The following is a 17,812-nucleotide window of genomic DNA, read 5'->3' as shown; positions in this document are numbered from 1 at the left end:
GACGACGGGGTGGCGCCGGGCCGCGGGCTCGCCGCGGACGGCGTCGAGCGCCCCGGCGACGAGCACCGCGAGCGCGCCGGTCATCGCGGCCGGCGGCGCACCGGGACCACGGCGGGCCCCGACGGCCGGTCGAGCACGTCGACCCGTGCGGCGTAGACCCGGTTGAGCCGGTCGCCGTCGAAGACGTCGGCGGGCGGCCCGTCGGCGACCTTGCGCCCGCCGTCGAGCAGCAGCACCCGCTCGGCGTACTGCGCCGCCAGGGTGAGGTCGTGCATGGCGGCGACCACCGTGATCCCGCGCTCGGTGCGCAGCGAGTCCACGAGGTCGAGCACGGCCTGCTGGTGACCGAGGTCGAGGGCGCTGGTGGGCTCGTCGAGGAGCAGGACCCGCGGCTCCTGGCACAGGGCGCGCGCCAGCATCACCCGCTGCAGCTCGCCGCCGGAGAGGGTCTCGACCGGCCGGTCGCGGAAGCCACCCAGGTCGAGCCGGACGAGGGCGTCCTCCACGGCGGCGAGGTCGCGGGCGGTCTCGGTGGCGAAGGTGCCCAGGTGCGGGGTGCGGCCGAGCGCGACCAGCTCGCCCACCGACATGCCCGGCGGCACGACCGGCTGCTGCGGCATCAGCGCCACCAGCCGGGAGGCCGCGCGGCGGGAGAGCCGGCCGGGGTCGCTGCCGGCGACGCGCAGGTGCCCCGAGGCGGGGACCAGCCCGGCCGCGGCGAGGAGCAGGGAGCTCTTGCCGGCGCCGTTGGGGCCGACGACGGCGAGCCAGCCGCCGTCCTGGACCTCGAGGTCGAGGTCGTGCACGACCCGGGTGCCGCCGCGCTCCACGCTCAGCCCGCGGCACTCCAGCGCGCTCACCCGCGCACCCGCCCGCGGCGCAGGACGAGGAGGAAGAACGGCGCGCCGACGATCGCGGTGACCACGCCGATGGGGAGCTCGGCGGGGGAGAGGACCGAGCGCGCCGCGACGTCGGCGACCACCAGGAACGCCGCCCCGAGCAGCATCGCCATCGGCAGCAGCACCCGGTAGGAGACACCGAAGAGGAGCCGGACGGCGTGGGGCACCACGATGCCGACGAAGCCGATCAGGCCGCTGACCGACACCACGGCGGCGGTGCCCAGGGTGGCCGTGACGACGAGGAGCAGCCGCACCCGGCCCACGTCGATGCCCAGGCTGGACGCCTCGACGTCCCCGACGGCGAGGACGTCGAGCGTGCGCCGGTGCAGCAGCACGAGGACCCAGCACACCGCGACGTACGGCAGCACGACGACCACGTCGCTCCACCCGTCGGTGCTGAGCCGGCCCAGCATCCAGGCGTAGACGGCGCGCAGCGAGTCGTCGTACCACTGCTGGACGAAGTTCTGGACGGCGGCGAAGAACGCCGCCACCGCGACCCCGGCCAGCAGGATGACGGTCGTGGCCCGGCCGCCGCCGACCGTGCTGCCGAGGAGGTAGGTCGCGGTCACGGCGACCAGGCCGCCCGCGAAGGCGAGCACCGGCACGCCGAACGGGCCGATCGACCCGCCCTGGGCGAGGGCGAGGGTGGCGCCGAGCCCGGCGCCGCTGGAGACGCCCAGCAGGTAGGGGTCGGCCAGCGGGTTGCGGAAGACGCCCTGGTACGTCGCTCCCGCCATCGCCAGCGTCGCGCCGACGAGCGCCCCCAGCACCACTCGCGGCAGCCGGATCTGCCACAGGATCGCCTGCTGCTGCGCCGAGGTGCCGGCGTCCACGGCGACGCCCGGCAGCGCGTCGACCAGCTCCAGCAGCACCTGGCGGACCGTGAGCCCGGCCGGTCCGACGAGGACGCCGATGAGCAGCGCGCCGAGGAGCGCCCCGACCGCGACCAGCCACCGGCCGGGCGCGGGGAGCCGGCCGAGGGCGCCCATGGCGGGCGCCCCGGCGGCCACGGTCGGGGCGGTCACCGGTTCAGCCCGCGGCCGGCTCGAGATCGGAGACGTGCTCGCCGATGGTCTCCACGAAGTCGACGATCCGCGGACCCCACCGGCTGGCGACGTCCTCGTCCAGCACGTGCACCTGGTCGTTCTCGACCGCGGTGATGCCCGACCAGCCCGGCCGCTGCGCGACCTGCTCGGGGGTGACGTCGCAGCACTCGCCGTCGGCGAGGAAGACGACGTCGGGGTCGGCCTCGACGACGTACTCCGCGGAGAGCTGCGGGTAGTCGTCGCCACCGCCGGCGGCGTCGGCGATGCTCTCCATGCCGAAGAGGCCGTAGACCTCGCCGATGAAGGTCTCTCCGGTGACGGTGTAGAGCGTCGGGTCCAGCTCGTGGAAGTACGAGACGCCCTCGGTCTCCGGGGCCTCGGCGAGGGTGGCCTCGATCTCGGCGCGCATCTCCTCGACCAGCGCGGCGGCCTCCTCGGCGTGGCCGGTGGCCTGGCCGACGCGCTCGATCTGCCCGTAGGCGTCCTCGAGGTCGGTGGCGGAGGGCAGCACGAGCGTGGGCACGGCCGCCTTCTCGAGGCCGGAGACGAGCTCCTCGTCGTCGCTGGAGGTCACGACGAGGTCCGGCTCGTAGCCCAGGATCGCCTCGACGTTGGGGGTGAAGCCGGACAGCTTCGTGGTCGGGACGCCCTCGGGGTAGTCCGACTGGTCGTCGACCGCCACGACCTGGTCGCCCGCGCCGACCGCCCAGAGGGTCTCGGTGGCGGTGGGGCTGAGGGAGACGATCGACGTCGGCTGCTCGGGGATCGTCACGGTCTGGCCGCTGTCGGCGGCGCCGGTGGTGACGTCGACGGGGAACTGCTCGGCGCCGGCCTCCTCCGACGAGCCGCCGGCGACCTCCGAGGTCGACTCGGGGACGGCGCTGCCCTCCTCGCCGCACGCGGCGAGGGTCAGCGGAAGGGCCAGGGTCGCCGCCGCGGCGAGCGAGCGCAGCAGGCGGCGGGCGGGGGCGGGATGAGGCTGGGGCACAGCATCCTCCGATCTCTTGCGGAGGACGAGGATCGTCGGGCCGCAAGGGCGGAGCCCATGCCGCACGGACTGTCCTTCGTCCGAGGACCAGCACGTGGCCGTGGGGCAGATGACCTGGCTCGTCCGACCTCGCGGTCGGCGTCACAGTTGCGGCACAGCGCCGGGTTCAGACCGGACTTCACTGGGATCCCACGACACCTCCACGGCGCGGAGGCGGGCACCACGGTAGTCCGTCGACGCCGGATCACCCGCACGGACCCGCTCCGGCGGACACCGGGACGCCCGCCATACTGCGCGGTCATGGGCCAGAGCACCGACACGTACCCCGCACGCCGGGGCGGCAGCCTGCTGGTGGCGGGCACCAGCTCCGACGCCGGGAAGAGCGTGATCACGACGGGGCTCTGCCGCGCCTTCGCGCGACGGGGGCTGTCGGTGGCGCCGTTCAAGGCGCAGAACATGTCGAACAACTCGATGGTGACCCCGGACGGTGCCGAGATCGGCCGGGCCCAGTGGGTGCAGGCGGTGGCGGCCCGCTCGGTGCCGGAGTCCGCCATGAACCCGGTGCTGCTGAAGCCGGGCAGCGACCGGCGCAGCCATGTGGTGGTCCGTGGTCGACCCGCGGGCACGATCGGGGCCACTGACTTCGTCGCCGGCCGGGCGGCGCTGGCGGAGGCCGCCTTCGCGGCGTACGACGACCTCGTCGGCCGGTTCGACGTGGTGGTGTGCGAGGGCGCCGGCAGCCCGGCCGAGATCAACCTGCGCCGCAGCGACTACGTGAACATGGGGCTGGCCCGGCACGGCTCGATCCCGACCGTCCTGGTCGGCGACATCGACCGGGGCGGGGTCTTCGCCTCGATGTTCGGCACGGTGGCGCTCCTCGACGAGGCCGACCAGGCACTGGTCAGCGGTTTCGTGGTCAACCGGTTCCGGGGCGACGTCTCGCTGCTCGCGCCGGCGCTGGAGCAGCTGACGACGCTCACCGGCCGCCCGGTCCACGGCGTGGTGCCCTACCTGCCGGACCTGTGGCTGGACTCCGAGGACGCGCTGGCGCTCGAGGACCGGGCGGCCCCGCACACCCGGACGGGCTCGGGGCCGGTCCTGCGGGTGGCGGTGGTGGCGCTGCCGCGGATCAGCAACTTCACCGACGTCGACGCCCTCCAGCTGGAGCCAGGCGTCGAGGTGGTCTTCGCCCGCAGCGCCCGGGGGCTGGCCGGCGCCGACGTGGTCGTCATCCCGGGCACCCGCGCCACCCTCGACGACCTGGCCTGGGTGCGGGCGCGGGGCATCGACGAGGCGGTCGTCCGCCACGCGCAGCAGGGCCGCCCGGTGCTCGGCATCTGCGGCGGCTTCCAGATGCTGGGGGCGACCGTGTCCGATCCCGACGGCGCCGAAGGGGCGCCCGGTCGCCGAGCGGCGGGTCTCGGCCTGCTCGACGTCAGCACCACCTTCGAGGCCGACAAGGTGCTGCGGCTCCGGACCGGTCGGGCGCTCGGGGTCGAGGCCCAGGGCTACGAGATCCACCACGGCCGGGTCGACGTGCACGGGGGCGAGCCCTTCCTGGACGGCGCCCGGGCCGGGTCCGTCGCAGGGACGCTGTGGCACGGGGCGCTCGAGGGCGACGCCTTCCGCCGCGCCTGGCTGGCCGAGGCGGCCGAGGACGCCGGGCTGTCCGGCTGGGCGCCCGGCGTCCTCAGCTTCGCCGCCGCACGGGAGGACCGGATCGACCGGTTGGCCGACGCCGTGGAGGAGCACCTCGACGTCGAGGCACTCCTGGACCGGGCCCTCGGGGGCGCCGCCGAGGGGCTCCCGGTGGTCCGGGGCGGCCTCGCCGGAGGCTGACCCGGAGGTGGCCCTCGTACGGTCCCCGGGGCGGTACGGCAGGCAGTTCCCCAGGCGCCGCGGCGCGACTCGCGGCGGGTGCGTGTGCCAACTGGCGCCTGACGATGAGAGCATCCGGACGACGCAATCTTCCCCATCGATCAGTTGCGACCATCAACGAGAGAGGCATGACATGAACAAGGCAGAGCTGCGCGACGCGGTCGCGGGTGCCAGCGGGCTGAGCAGCAAGGAGGCCGAGGCCGCGGTCGACGCGACCCTCCAGGCCATCGTCAAGGCCGTCGCCGACGGCGAGAAGGTCAGCCTGCACGGCTTCGGCACCTTCGAGGCGCGCGAGCGCTCGGCCCGCTCGGGCCGCAACCCGCAGACCGGCGAGAGCATCGAGATCGCTGCCACCACCGCGCCGGCCTTCAAGGCCGCCTCGGCGTTCAAGCAGGCCGTCGCCGGCAGCTGACCCGCCGACGGTCGACAGGGGCCGGGCACCGCGATGCGGTGCTCGGCCCCTGTCGCGTCCCGGGCGCCCTGACCACCCTGCCGGACTTGGTTGCGCGTCCGCATGAATGAGCGCCACCCGGCCGTGGTACCCCTCGGTGGTCCGGTGTCGCGCGGCCTCCGGCCGGCGGCCGTCGGGAGGATCGAGAGGTGGCACGCATGGCACAGGTGGACCGGATCGCAGAGCCGTGGGGCACGCGCACGCCGTACGGACCCGGGGAGGAATGGCCCACGCGGGTCGACTCCTACCTCGCCGACGGGCTCTCCGAGGACGACGTGGACCGGTGGGTGCAGTCGGCGACGATCCTGCACTCCAACGGCGACGGCCTCGACATCGCCGTCAAGGACAACGCCATCGTCGGCGTGCGCGGGCGGATCGAGGACCGGGTCAACCACGGCCGGCTGGGGCCCAAGGACCTCTACGGCTGGCAGGCGAACGGCGCGCCGGAGCGGCTGACCAAGCCGCTCGTCCGCCGCGGCGGCAAGCTCGTCGAGACCGACTGGGACACCGCCATGGACGCCGTGGCGAACCGGACCAAGGACCTCCTCGCCGAGAGGGGGCCGAGTTCGGTCGCCTTCTACACGACCGGCCAGCTCTTCCTCGAGGAGTACTACACGCTCGGGCTCATCGCGCACGGCGGGATCGGGACCAAGCACGTCGACGGCAACACCCGGCTGTGCACCGCCACCGCGGCCGCGGCGCTGAAAGAGTCCTTCGCCTGCGACGGCCAGCCGGGGTCGTACACCGACATCGACCACGCCGACGTCATCTGCCTCTACGGCCACAACATGGCCGAGACCCAGACGGTCCTCTGGAGCCGGGTGCTCGACCGGCTCGCTGGGCCGAACCCGCCCCAGGTCATCTGCGTCGACCCCCGGCCCACGCCGGTCGCCGAGGCGGCCACGGTGCACCTGGCGCCGCGGCCCGGTACGAACGTGATGCTGATGAACGCGCTGCTCCACGAGCTCGTCGAGCACGACTGGGTCGACCACGACTACCTCGACGCCCACGCGGTCGGCTTTCAGGAGCTGAAGAAGATGCTCGCCGGCTACTCCGTCGAGCGGGCGGCCGAGGTGTGCGGCGTCCCCGCCGCCGACCTGCGCGAGGCCGCCCAGGTCATCGGCGGCTCCGAGCGGTTGATGTCCACGGTCCTGCAGGGCTTCTACCAGTCCCACCAGGCGACGGCGGCCGCCGTGCAGGTCAACAACATCCACATCCTCCGGGGCATGCTCGGCAAGCCGGGCTGCGGCATCCTGCAGATGAACGGGCAGCCGACCGCGCAGAACACCCGCGAGGCGGGCGCGGACGGTGACCTCCCCGCATTCCGGAACTGGTCGAACGACGCCCACATCAAGGACCTGGCGAAGGTCTGGAACATCGACCCGATGAGCATCCCGCACTACGCGCCGCCCACCCACGCGATGCAGATGTTCCGCTACATCGAGGACGGCTCCATCCGGATGCTCTACGTCACCGCGACCAATCCGGCGGTGTCCCTGCCGGAGCTGCAGCGGATCCGGAGGATCCTCGCCCAGGACCGGCTCTTCCTCGTCGTCCAGGACATCTTCCTCTCCGAGACCGCCCAGCTGGCCGACGTGGTCCTCCCGGCCGCCACGTGGGGCGAGAAGACCGGCACCTTCACCAACGTGGACCGCACGGTGCACCTCTCCGAGAAGGCCGTCGAGCCGCCGGGGGAGGCCCGCTCGGACTTCGACATCCTGGTCGACTACGCCCGGCGGCTCGACCTACGGGACAAGGACGGCGCGCCGCTGGTGAAGTGGTCGACGCCCGAGGAGGCCTTCGAGGGGTGGAAGGAGTGCACCCGCGGCCGACCCTGCGACTACACCGGGCTGAGCTACGACAAGCTCCGCGGCGGGAGCGGCATCCAGTGGCCGTGCAACGACGAGCACCCCGACGGCGCCGAGCGGATCTACGTCGACGGGGAGTTCTGGGCGGATCCGGAGTACTGCGAGAGCTATGGCCGCGACCTGGTCACGGGCGCTCCCGTGTCGCCCACCGAGTACAAGGCCCTGAACCCGCAGGGCAAGGCGGTGATCAAGGCAGCCGAGTACCTCCCTCCCCACGAGCTGCCGTCCGAGGAGTTCCCCTATCAGCTGATCACCGGCCGGACCGTCTACCACTTCCACACGCGGACGAAGACGAAGCGCGCCCCGCAGCTGGAGGGCGCCGCGCCCGAGGTCTGGGTCGAGGCGTCCGCGGGCGACGCTGCCCGGGAGGGCTGGGTCGAGGGCGACGTGCTGCGGGTGACCACCCCCCGGGGCGAGGTCACCGCGCGGGTGCGGATCACCGGGATCCGCGACGGCGTGCTCTTCCTGCCCTTCCACTACGGCTACTGGGACACCGACCGGGGCGACCACCCCGAGGGGCACGGCCGGGCCGCCAACGAGCTGACCCTCACCGACTGGGACCCCGCGTCGAAGCAGCCGATCTTCAAGACCGCCGCGGCAGCAGCGATGCGCGTCGAGGTCTCCGGAGGCACGCCGTCCCCGGCGCCGACGACGACCGCCTCCCGGCCGGTCGACCTGTCCGCCGCGCCGCCCACGACCGGCGGGCCGGCAGCGCTCGCGGACGAGCAGCTCGAGACGACAGGAGACCTGCTATGACCAGGATCGGCCAGACGCTCCGCTCGCTGAACGGCAACAAGGTCGGCATGGCGATCAAGGAGCTCCACCGCTCCGAGAACGACCTCGCCGCGGCCCTGCTCAACCTCTCCGACCAGCAGAAGGTCGACCACGAGGTGTTCTACGTCGCTCGCGACATCGCCCGGTGGTCGCAGGAGCACGTGCGCCGCCTCGCCGAGGCCGGGAAGGACTACGGGATCGAGCTGGATCCCGAGCCGGAGGACGAGGCCAGCCTCCTGGCCCGGATGAAGCAGAAGGGCTCGGAGCTGACCGGCCGCTTCCACGAGCCGACGCTGCTGCTCCTCGCCGACCTCCGCCACATCCACCGGATGGCGGCCGGGGTGTCGCTGGACTGGGAGGTGCTGGCCCAGACGGCGCAGGCGATGGAGGACACCGAGCTGTTGGGCGTCACGAAGGACTGCCACCCCGAGACCCTGCGCCAGATGCGTTGGGCGAACGCAAAGGTCAAGGAGACCTCGGCCCAGGTCATGGTGACCGGTTGAGCGGGCCGGCGGGGGCAGGCGTGGAGGCCCATGCCGACCCGCGCCGCGCTGCCCGCGTCGTCCTCCGCCCGATCGCCAGTCCTCTCCCGCTGGGGTTCCTCGCCCTGGCCGTCGCCACCACGGCGTTCGCCTCCGTGCAGCTGCGGTGGATCCCGGCGACCGAGGGCCACACGGTCGCGCTCGGCGTGCTCCTGCTGACCGTGCCCCTGCAGCTGGTCGCGTGCGTGATGGGCTTCCTGGCGCGCGACCCGGTGGCTGCGACCGGCATGGGCATCCTCTCGGGGACCTGGGCTGCGGCCTGTCTGGCCACCCTGGCCTCGCCGCCCGGTGCGGCCAGCGCCGGCCTCGGCGTCATCCTGCTCTGCTCGGGAGCCTGCCTGCTCGTGCCGGCGGTCGGGACGCACAGCAAGCTGGTCCCGGCCGCGGTGATCGTCACCAGCGCGGCCCGGTTCGCCGTCACGGGGATCGCCGAGCTCGACGGCGGCCGGGACTGGGCGACGGCCGCCGGGTGGGTCGGCGTGGCCCTCGGCGTGCTCAGCGTCTACGCCGCGCTCGCTCTCGAGGTGGAGGGCACGGAGTCGCGGACGGTGCTTCCGCTGGGCCGCCAAGGTGGGAGCAGGCGCGCCGTGGAAGGCGCGCTCGACGACCAGGTCGCCGACGTCGCCCGAGAGCCTGGCGTGCGCCGACAGCTGTGAAGGTGCGCGGGTGGGAGGATGAGTGAGGCAGCCCGGGAGACGGACGGGGGCGGCTCGAGGAGAGGCCCGGGCAGCGGGTCGGGGGAGAGTGCTGTGGGATCGGAGCAGGACCGCGCCACCGACGCCATGATGGCGGTGTCGCGCACGATGACGGCGGTGGTCGCGCGGACGTTCGGCGAGGTGGCCTCGGAGATCACCGTGCCACAGCTGCGGGTGCTCGTGCTGCTGAAGTCGCGAGGCCCGATGAACCTCTCCACGGTCGCGCAGCACCTCAGCGTCAACCCCTCCAACGCCAGCCGGACGTGCGACCAGCTGGTCTCCTCCGGCCGGGTGGTCCGGGAGGCGCACGAACGCGACCGCCGCAACGTGGTGCTGCGGCTCACCGACGAGGGCGCCCGGTTCGTCGAGGGGCTGATGGCCGCCCGCCGGGCCATCCTCGAGGGGGTGATCGCCCGGATGGCGCCCGCCGACCAGGAGCAGCTCGCCGCTTCCCTCGAGGCCTTCTCCGCGGCGGTTGCGAGCGCCCCGGCCGACGAGACGATCGGGCTGCCCGACGGCCGGATCATCCCCTGGCTCCTCTGAGGAGCGGACGGAACCGCCCGTCACGCGCGGAGGTGGGCTACCGTCACGTCACAAACAGTCAGCCCTGACTTTTTGTGACGCGACGAGGGGACGCCCGTGACCGAGGACGATCGACAGCACCCGCCCGCCGCCCCTGCCGCTGCTGACAGCGACCCGGCGGCGTACCCCCGGACGGCGCGCGCCAGCGCGGAGCTCTCGGGATCGACCGCGGTCGCGCGCGCGCTGGTCACCGAGGTCCCGCGGTACGCCGAGTGGCTCAGTCTCCACGTCGCGTTCCGCGGAGCGCCGCCGGAGGTCGCGACCGCCGGTGACACCTTCGGGGAGCAGGTGACGCTCATGGGCATCCCCGCCGACATCGCCTGGACGGTCGTCACCGCCGAGGACGGGCGGGTGCGGCTGCGGGGCACGGGGCCGATGGACCTGGTCCTGGCGCTGGAGGTCTCGGTCACGGAGGAGGCCGCTGCCGGTCAGGTGGTCGTGGCGGCCGGCATCGGCGGCGACCCGGTCGAGGGGCCGCTCGGCGCGACCGTCGCGGCCAGCGTCGAGGAGGCCCTCGCCGACTCGGTCCAGAGGTTCGCCGGGCTCGTCGCCCGCCTCGCCGCCGACGAGGGCGGTTCTGGGGCCGGTGCCGGCCGACCCGGAGCGCGGTACCCGCGCCGGACGGTGGTCCACGAGCGCACCGGGGCCCGGCTCGACCCGCGCACGCCGGTCATCGTCGGGGTCGGCCAGGTGGCGCAGCGCGAGCCGGACCTTGCTGCACCGAAGGACCCGGTCGCCCTCGCGGTCCAGGCGCTGCGCCGAGCGGCGGAGGACAGCGGGGTCGGCGAGGAGCTGCTGCGGTCGGCGGACGCCGTCCATGCCGTGGCCAGCGCGTCGTGGACCTACCGCGACGCGGCGGCGCTCGTGGCCGACGCCGTGGGCGCCGCGCCGCGGGAGACCGTGATGTCGGCGCCGTACGGCGGTGACGCCGGGCAGGTCCTGGTCAACCTCGCCGGGCAGGCGGTCGCCGGCGGCACGGCCGACGTCGTGCTGGTCTGCGGGGCGGAGGCCGGGGCGACCCTCGCGGCCGCGCAGAAGCAGGGGGTCGACCTCGACTGGCCGGTCCAGCCGGCCGACGTGGCGCCGACCCGGGTGGTCGGCAGCGACCGCGAGGCCACCAACGGGCCGGAGGCGGCAGCCGGGCTCAGCCTGCCCGTCTACACCTACGCGCTGCTGGAGTCGGCCGTCCGCGGCCGGTCCGGCGAGACGCCCGAGGAGCACCGGCGCACCATCACCGGGCTGTGGTCCCGGCTCTCCCGCGTCGCGGCCGGCAACGAGCACGCGTGGCTGCCGCGGGAGTTCACCGCCGAGGAGCTGGCGACTCCGTCGGCCGGCAACCGGATGATCAGCGAGCCCTACCCCAAGCTGCTCTGCGCCAACCTCACCGTCGACCTCGCCGCCGGCCTGGTGGTCACCAGCGTCGCGGCGGCCGAGGCGCTCGGGGTGCCGCAGGACCGGTGGGTCTTCCTGCACGCCGGGGCCGCGGCGTACGACGAGTGGTTCGTCTCCGAGCGCCGGGACCTGGCCGCCTCCCCGGCGATCCGGGCCATCGGCGAGGCGGCCTTCACCCACGCGGGCATCGGCCCCGACGACGTCGCCCACGTCGACCTCTACTCCTGCTTCCCGGCCGCGGTCCAGATCGCCGCGGGCGAGCTGGGGTTCCCCGTCGACGACGAGCGCCGCCCGCTCACCGTCACCGGAGGCCTGACCTTCGCCGGTGGGCCCGGCAACAACTACGGCACCCACGCCGTCGCCACGCTGGTCGAGCGGCTCCGGGAGGACCCCGACGCCTACGGGCTCTCCACGTCGCTGGGCTGGTTCGTCACCAAGCACGCCCTCGGCCTCTACTCCGCGCGCCCGCCCCGCGCGGCGTACCGGTCGCTCTCGCCCGTGCTGCTGCCCGGGAGCGCCCGCCGGTCCCTGGAGACCTACGCCGGCCCCGGCGTGGTCGAGGCCGCCACCGCGCCGTACGACCGCGCCGGCGCGCCCGACCATGCGGTGATGAGCGTGCTGACCCCCGAGGGGAACCGGGTCCTGGTCCGCACCGACCAGCCGGAGGTGGTGCGACGCGTGGTGGACGGCGACCCGCTGCACCTGCCGGTGGAGGTCGCCGACAGCCGCTCGTTGCGGTTCGTCGGTGAGGAACGGGTGCCGCTGCCCGAGCCGCCCCAGCCCCCAGTGCTGGTGGAGCGGCGGGGCCCGGTCCTGGTGGTCACCCTGAACCGTCCGGAGCGCCGCAACGCCATCGACCTGGCCACCGCCGAGCTCCTCGAGCGGGTCGTCGACGCGTTCGAGGCCGACGAGGAGCTGCGGGTGGCCGTGCTCACGGGCACCGGTGGCACGTTCTCGTCCGGGATGGACCTCAAGGCGGCCGCCGCCGGCTCGTTCGCGGTGACCGAGAAGCGAGGACCGCTCGGCATCGCCGCACTGCCGGTGAGCAAGCCGGTGATCGCCGCCGTGGAGGGGCACGCCCTCGCCGGCGGCTGCGAGCTCGCGCTCGTCGCCGACCTGGTCGTCGCCTCCACGACCTCGCAGTTCGGCATCCCGGAGCCGAAGCGCGGCCTGGTGGCGGCCGCGGGCGGCGTGCTGCGGCTGACCGAGCGGCTGCCGCGCAACGTCGCCATGGAGCTGGCGCTCACCGGCAACCCGATGCCCGCCACGAGGATGGCCGAGCTGGGTCTGGTCAACCGGCTGGCCGAGCCCGGTGACGTGCTCGACGCCGCCCTCGCGCTGGCCGGGGAGATCGTGGCCAACGCGCCGCTGTCGGTGGCGGCCAGCAGGCGGATCGTCCTCGAGTCGCCGTCCTGGTCGCCGGAGGAGGCCTTCGACCGGCAGAGCGACCTGGCGGCGGCCGCGATCCTGTCCGAGGACGCCGCGGAGGGGGTGGCGGCGTTCGCCGAGCACCGGGAGCCGGTCTGGCGCGGCCGCTGACGGGTGTCCGGTCCGGGCCCACCCGGTCGTCGGCTCAGGACCAGGCCTCCACCGCCCGTTGCAGGTTCACCCACACGGCGGAGGCGGTGAGCAGCTGCTGGGAGTCGGTGGTGAGCCGCCCGACCACGCCGTGCAGGTCGTCGACGGCCTCCTGGGCGACCTTCGTCGGAGCCGGCTCGGCATCCTCCTCGCGCCCGTCCCCGTCCGCGCTGCGGAGCATGCCGCCCACCGCACGGAGTGCGCGCGCCATCGCCTCGCGCAGCTCCGCGCCCCGCTCGTCGTCGGCGTGCACCGACGACCGCTGGTCGGCCACGAGGGCGGTGACCTCGTCCACGGAGCCGGCCAGCCGCTCCAGGGCACGGGTCTGGGAGTAGCGCCGGTCGGCCGTCTCCGACCACCGACCGGCGCGCCAGTTCGCGCGCCGTGCCCGGTGCGCCACGTCGACCAGCTGCCGCAGCTCGTCGACGTGGGGCTGCACCCGGCTCCGCAACCCGTGCAGGTCCTCCTCGTCGACCACGCGGTCGCCGGTCAGCCCCTCGGCGAGGGCGTCGAGCTCGTCGGCCAGGGACTCGCGCAGGCGGGTCTGCGCCGTGGCGACCGGGGCGAGGGGCAGCTGGGGGACCAACAGGTTGATGCCGATGGACAGCGCCGCGCCGGCCGCGGTGAGCCCGACGTACGCCGCGACGTAGTCCATCGGGTGCTGGCCGCCGAGGACGAGGACGAAGAGGGCCGCCACCAGGACCCAGCTGCCGGAGTCGCCGAGGAACCGGGAGCCGGCGAGCAGCGTCGCGACGGCGATGGTCAGCCCGATCCCCACGGCCTGCGGCACACCGAAGGACTCGATACCCAACGCGATGACCGCTCCGAGGGCGATCGCGCCGATCGCCTGCACCGACATCCGCAGCGAGTCGATGACGGTGGTGGACATGGCGACGGCTGCCCCCATCGGCGCGTAGTAGCTGTAGTTCCCGAGCGAGCCCCCGAGGGGTTGGGCCAGGACGTAGGCCAGTCCGGTGGCGATGGCGGTCTTGACGGCCAGCAACCACCGCGGGTGCTGCCAGGCGGCATCGCGCACCTGTCGCCAGAGGTCGGGCAGGGAGCGCGGGATGGAGCCGGTCATGGGTGCTCGGTACCCGAGCCGCTGACCGGCTGCTCAAGGTCAGCTCAAGCGGCGTGCAAAGGACGCGCGCACCGGGTCGGCGGCCACTACGCTCCCCGTGTCGGCGATGCCGCCAGCCAGGGTGAACCTCACTCCTTCCCTGGACGACGCGCCGGCGTGGGGGCACCTCGGCGCCCGCGCGGTCCGGGAGCCCGCCGGCTCTCGGACCGCGTCACCCGCGGGGGTGAGCACGGTCACACCCCCCACAGGGGAGGGTGTCGCCATGCAGACGCGCGAGGACGTGCAGGCCGTCGTCGAGGTCCTGGCCGACCAGGGCTACGACCGGGACGCCATCGATGCCTGGCTCCGTTCTTCCAACCCGGCGCTCCCTGGGCAGGCCGCGCCGGTGGACCTGCTCCCGACCCATCTCGGCCGGGTCCTCGAGCTGGCCGGCTCCGCCCGGCCGTGCGGTCGCCCCTGACCCGAGCGGTCCGGCGCGCTGCCTCCGGTGGTCGAGCAGGGCTGTTTCCGGTGGTCGAGCTTGGCTGTTTTCGGTGGTCGAGCTTGTCGAGACCACGGCGCCTTTCGGTGGTCGAGCCTGTCGAGACCACGCCCCCTTTCGGTGGTCGAGCTTGTCGAGACCACGCCCGGTGGTCGAGCACGTTCGCCTGTGCAGATCACGGTCGGGACGCGCCCTGTGGACAACTCGTGGAGCGGTCCTGACCTGCGGAAACAGTGATCCGGGACTGTCGGTGGCGGGTGCTTGAGTGGGGTCATGGCCAAGGACCTGCGACCCGGCGGAGATCACCCGGTCTCTCGTGCGGTCGCGCGGCTGCGCGCGGAGCTGGACGGGCTGGCCGAGGTGCCGTTGTTCGGCCTGGGGCCCGGGGAGACCGGCGCGACGCTGGTGGAGCTGACGCGCTTGGCGGCGCAGGTCGCGGAGCTGGAGCTGCGGGTGGCCGCGCACGCCGAAGAGGTCGGTGTTGAGCAGCAGAGCGGCGCCACGTCGACGGCGAGCTGGTGGGCTCACCAGACCCAGCAAGACCGGCGTGCCGCCGCCGGGCGAGTGCGGTTGGCGGATGCCTTGGGGCGGTTCCACTCCGTCCGGGAGGCGCTGGCCGCCGGGCGGATGAACGCGGAGCAGGCGCGCGTGGTCACCCGGGCGCTCGACCGGCTCCCCGACGACCTCGACCCCGAGGTGCTGGCCAGGGCGGAGCGACACCTGGTCGCTGAGGCGGCCGACCACGACCCCAGGGCGCTCGCCATCATCGGCAAGCACCTGCTCACCGTCATCGCCCCCGAGATCGGGGAAGCGCACGACGCCCGTGCCCTGGAACGCGAGGAGCGCGAGGCCCGGGCCAAGGCGTGGCTGACCATGTGCCCCGACGGGCAGGGTTCGGTGCGCGGGAAGTTCCAGATCCCGAGCCTGCACGCCGCGATGCTGAGCAAGATGCTCCTGGCGTTCGCCGCGCCCAAGCACCAGGCCGCCACCAAGGCCAGCACCGATGCGGGCGAGCAGCAGCAGGTCGTCGAGCGGCGGCCGTCACCGGAGCGGATGGGTGATGCGTTCTGCGAGCTCCTCGAGCGGCTCCCGGCCGAGGACCTGCCCACGCTCGGCGGGCTCAACGCCTCGGTCGTCGTCCTCATCGACTACCGCGGGCTGGCCGACGGCCTGGCGAGGGCGACGTTGGACAACGGTGAGCCGATCTCGGCTTCGATGGCGCGCCGCATGGCGTGCGAGGCGGGCTTGATCCCCGCGGTCCTCGGCCGCAGCAGTGAGCTGCTGGACCTCGGTCGCACCGCCCGGTTCTTCTCCGGCGCCCAGCGCCGCGCCCTGAACATCACCCAACCGACCTGCACCGCCGTCGGCTGTGACTGGCCGGCCTACCTGTGCCACGCCCACCACGACGCGATGCCGTGGTCCCGCGACGGGAGGACCGATCTCGCCGACGGCCGCAACCTCTGCCCGCACCACCACGCCCGCATCCACGACCCCACCTACGAGACGACACGACATCCCGACGGACAGGTCACCTTCCACCGGCGGGTCTAGCGGCCTCCAGTGGTTGGCGGCAGCGAGCGCCACCCTCGACCGCCCAGCCGCCGTTGGGCCACCGGGTGACGACCAGGACCTCGGTCACTCGTCCCTCGGGCGAGGCAGGCGCGAGCACTTCCGTCGGCGACAGCTCGACGACTCGCGCCGAGGCCGCTGCCTCGCCGAGGGCGTCGTCGAGGGCGTCGGCGACCGTGGCGTCGGGGGCGGGCGCCGACCGGTCGTACCAGAAGGGCGTCCGCTCCTCAGCCGGGCACTCGAGCGGCTCGGTGACGGCTCGCACGGGAGTCGCGGCGTGGGAACCGACGAGACCCGCCGCCGCCGACGAAGCCGGCTGCGGCGAGCGACTGCTGTCGACCGCCGCTGGCTCGGACTGCACGGGTTCGCTGCTGCTGCATCCCTGGAGTGCGGCGAGGGTGCACAGGACAGCAGCGATGGCGGCGCGGATGTCGTGGTCTTGATGCCCACGTTGCTCACGGGACACGCCCACGCGGACAGCGTCTCGGTCCCCGATCCGCGACGGGACGCCGCCGCCCGACACGACCTCACCAAGGTGTCGACCATGCGCGGCGCGGGTGGTTGGATCGCGGGATGGACAAGGTGAGGGCCTCGGCCGCCGAGGCGGTGGCCGACATCGCGTCGGGGGCGACGGTGGCGGTCGGAGGGTTCGGGCTCTGCGGCATCCCGGCGGTGCTGATCGAGGCGCTGCTGGACTCCGGGGTGGACGACCTGGAGGCGGTCTCGAACAACGCGGGCGTCGACGACTGGGGGCTGGGGCGGCTGCTCGCGGCCGGCCGGCTGCGGCGGATGGTGGCGTCGTACGTGGGGGAGAACCGGGAGTTCGCCCGGCAGTACCTGGCCGGCGAGCTCGAGGTGGAGCTGACCCCGCAGGGCACCCTGGCGGAGCGGATGCGCGCGGGCGGGTCCGGCATCGCGGCGTTCTACACCGCGACGGGGGTGGGGACCCAGGTCGCCGAGGGTGGCCTGCCGTGGCGCTACGACGCGTCGGGCGACGTCGTGAAGTCCTCGCCCCCGAAGCAGACCCAGGTCTTCGAGACCGCCGAGGGGCCGAAGGAGTTCGTGCTCGAGCACGCGATCGTCGCCGACTTCGCGCTGGTGCGCGCGTGGCGTGGCGACCGGCACGGCAACCTCGTCTACAAGGACTCCGCGCGGAACTTCAACCCGCTGGCCGCGATGTGCGGCCGGGTGACGATCGCGGAGGTCGAGGAGCTGGTCGAGCCCGGCGAGATCGACCCGAACCACGTGCACACCCCCGGGGTGTTCGTGCAGCGAGTGGTGGCGCTGACGCCCGAGCAGGCGGCGGAGAAGCGGATCGAGAAGCGGACGGTCCGCCCGAGGGAGGAGGCCCGATGAGCTGGTCGCGCGACGAGATGGCGGCTCGGGCGGCCTCGGAGCTGTCGGACGGGATGTACGTCAACCTCGGCATCGGGCTGCCGACGCTGGTGCCCAGCCACGTCCCGGACGACGTGGAGCTGGTGCTGCAGTCGGAGAACGGGATCCTCGGGGTGGGTGCCTATCCGTTCGAGGGCGAGGAGGACCCCGACCTGGTCAACGCCGGGAAGGAGACCGTCACGATCCGGCGCGGGGCGTCGTTCTTCGACTCGGCGACGTCGTTCGGGATGATCCGCGGCGGCAAGATCGACGCCGCGATCCTCGGCGCGATGCAGGTCAGCGCCCGCGGTGACATCGCGAACTGGATGATCCCGGGGAAGATGGTCAAGGGCATGGGCGGCGCGATGGACCTGGTCCACGGGGCCAAGAAGGTCGTGGTGCTGATGGAGCACGTCGCCCGTGACGGGTCGCCGAAGATCCTCGAGGAGTGCACCCTGCCCTACACCGGCCGCGGGGTGGTCCAGCGGATCATCACCGACCTCGCCGTCATCGACGTGACCGAGCGGGGGCTCGTGCTCGTCGAGCTCGCCCCCGGCGTCACCGAGGACGAGGTGCGCGCCAGCACCGAGCCGACCCTGCACTGACGGCTCACG

At 73.8% G+C, this 17,812-nt stretch carries 16 protein-coding genes; 11 read left to right on the top strand and 5 right to left on the bottom strand.

The annotated features are described in order from the left end of the window. Positions 1 to 80: 80 nt before the first annotated feature. The 3 genes from ACSMHG_RS17680 to ACSMHG_RS17670 are packed head-to-tail and all read right to left on the bottom strand — an operon-like array spanning position 81 to position 2,933. On the bottom strand, positions 81 to 860 hold the full coding sequence (locus tag ACSMHG_RS17680) for an ABC transporter ATP-binding protein (protein ID WP_435747551.1): 780 nt from the start codon (positions 858 to 860) through the stop codon (positions 81 to 83). Next, positions 857 to 1,924: a FecCD family ABC transporter permease gene (locus ACSMHG_RS17675; RefSeq protein WP_435747549.1), complete on the bottom strand. Its 1,068-nt coding sequence runs from the start codon at positions 1,922 to 1,924 to the stop codon at positions 857 to 859. The genes ACSMHG_RS17680 and ACSMHG_RS17675 overlap by 4 nt, the downstream gene beginning before the upstream one ends. Before the next feature lie 4 nt (positions 1,925 to 1,928). After that, the gene (locus ACSMHG_RS17670; protein WP_435747547.1) at positions 1,929 to 2,933 is read right to left on the bottom strand and encodes an ABC transporter substrate-binding protein; all 1,005 of its coding nucleotides are present in this window, start codon (positions 2,931 to 2,933) and stop codon (positions 1,929 to 1,931) included. Between the two features lie 300 nt (positions 2,934 to 3,233). On the opposite strand from ACSMHG_RS17670, the gene ACSMHG_RS17665 reads away from it, so the two are divergent. The 7 genes from ACSMHG_RS17665 to ACSMHG_RS17635 all read left to right on the top strand — a co-directional run bounded on the left by ACSMHG_RS17665 (position 3,234) and on the right by ACSMHG_RS17635 (position 12,654). Continuing rightward, on the top strand, positions 3,234 to 4,772 hold the full coding sequence (locus tag ACSMHG_RS17665; protein WP_435747545.1) for a cobyric acid synthase: 1,539 nt from the start codon (positions 3,234 to 3,236) through the stop codon (positions 4,770 to 4,772). 172 nt (positions 4,773 to 4,944) lie between these two features. Next, the gene (locus tag ACSMHG_RS17660) at positions 4,945 to 5,223 is read left to right on the top strand and encodes an HU family DNA-binding protein (protein ID WP_435747543.1); all 279 of its coding nucleotides are present in this window, start codon (positions 4,945 to 4,947) and stop codon (positions 5,221 to 5,223) included. Between the two features lie 197 nt (positions 5,224 to 5,420). Next, on the top strand, positions 5,421 to 7,886 hold the full coding sequence (locus tag ACSMHG_RS17655) for a molybdopterin oxidoreductase family protein (RefSeq protein ID WP_435747553.1): 2,466 nt from the start codon (positions 5,421 to 5,423) through the stop codon (positions 7,884 to 7,886). Continuing rightward, on the top strand, positions 7,883 to 8,407 hold the full coding sequence (locus ACSMHG_RS17650; RefSeq protein WP_435747541.1) for a hypothetical protein: 525 nt from the start codon (positions 7,883 to 7,885) through the stop codon (positions 8,405 to 8,407). The genes ACSMHG_RS17655 and ACSMHG_RS17650 overlap by 4 nt, the downstream gene beginning before the upstream one ends. Continuing rightward, positions 8,404 to 9,102, top strand: a complete 699-nt coding sequence (locus ACSMHG_RS17645; protein WP_435747539.1) for an acetate uptake transporter family protein — start codon at positions 8,404 to 8,406, stop codon at positions 9,100 to 9,102. The genes ACSMHG_RS17650 and ACSMHG_RS17645 overlap by 4 nt, the downstream gene beginning before the upstream one ends. Positions 9,103 to 9,195: 93 nt before the next feature. Continuing rightward, positions 9,196 to 9,684, top strand: a complete 489-nt coding sequence (locus tag ACSMHG_RS17640; protein ID WP_435747537.1) for a MarR family winged helix-turn-helix transcriptional regulator — start codon at positions 9,196 to 9,198, stop codon at positions 9,682 to 9,684. A 96-nt stretch (positions 9,685 to 9,780) separates the two neighbouring features. Then, on the top strand, positions 9,781 to 12,654 hold the full coding sequence (locus tag ACSMHG_RS17635) for a crotonase/enoyl-CoA hydratase family protein (protein ID WP_435747535.1): 2,874 nt from the start codon (positions 9,781 to 9,783) through the stop codon (positions 12,652 to 12,654). Between the two features lie 34 nt (positions 12,655 to 12,688). Here the strand turns inward: ACSMHG_RS17635 and ACSMHG_RS17630 are convergent, their stop codons facing one another. After that, positions 12,689 to 13,774, bottom strand: a complete 1,086-nt coding sequence (locus ACSMHG_RS17630) for an FUSC family protein (RefSeq protein ID WP_435747533.1) — start codon at positions 13,772 to 13,774, stop codon at positions 12,689 to 12,691. 262 nt (positions 13,775 to 14,036) lie between these two features. Between ACSMHG_RS17630 and ACSMHG_RS17625 the strand changes: the two genes are divergently transcribed. Then, the gene (locus ACSMHG_RS17625; RefSeq protein ID WP_435747531.1) at positions 14,037 to 14,234 is read left to right on the top strand and encodes an Rv2175c family DNA-binding protein; all 198 of its coding nucleotides are present in this window, start codon (positions 14,037 to 14,039) and stop codon (positions 14,232 to 14,234) included. A gap of 294 nt (positions 14,235 to 14,528) precedes the next feature. Further along, the gene (locus ACSMHG_RS17620) at positions 14,529 to 15,806 is read left to right on the top strand and encodes an HNH endonuclease signature motif containing protein (protein ID WP_435747529.1); all 1,278 of its coding nucleotides are present in this window, start codon (positions 14,529 to 14,531) and stop codon (positions 15,804 to 15,806) included. Here the strand turns inward: ACSMHG_RS17620 and ACSMHG_RS17615 are convergent. Beyond that, a complete protein-coding gene (locus ACSMHG_RS17615; protein WP_435747527.1) occupies positions 15,784 to 16,185 on the bottom strand; it encodes a hypothetical protein in 402 nt (133 codons plus the stop codon). The genes ACSMHG_RS17620 and ACSMHG_RS17615 overlap by 23 nt on opposite strands. Positions 16,186 to 16,397: 212 nt before the next feature. On the opposite strand from ACSMHG_RS17615, the gene ACSMHG_RS17610 reads away from it, so the two are divergent. Both ACSMHG_RS17610 and ACSMHG_RS17605 read left to right on the top strand, forming a co-directional pair. Next, the gene (locus tag ACSMHG_RS17610; protein ID WP_435747525.1) at positions 16,398 to 17,180 is read left to right on the top strand and encodes a CoA transferase subunit A; all 783 of its coding nucleotides are present in this window, start codon (positions 16,398 to 16,400) and stop codon (positions 17,178 to 17,180) included. Continuing rightward, positions 17,177 to 17,803: a CoA transferase subunit B gene (locus ACSMHG_RS17605; protein ID WP_435747523.1), complete on the top strand. Its 627-nt coding sequence runs from the start codon at positions 17,177 to 17,179 to the stop codon at positions 17,801 to 17,803. Before ACSMHG_RS17610 ends, ACSMHG_RS17605 begins: the two co-directional genes overlap by 4 nt. Positions 17,804 to 17,812: the final 9 nt, after the last annotated feature.

The sequence above is a fragment of the Nocardioides ureilyticus genome (genome assembly GCF_051280745.1).
Lineage (GTDB): Bacteria > Actinomycetota > Actinomycetes > Propionibacteriales > Nocardioidaceae > Nocardioides.
The sequence above is the reverse complement of the archived record's forward strand: the minus strand, read 5'-3'. Positions and strand labels throughout refer to the sequence as shown.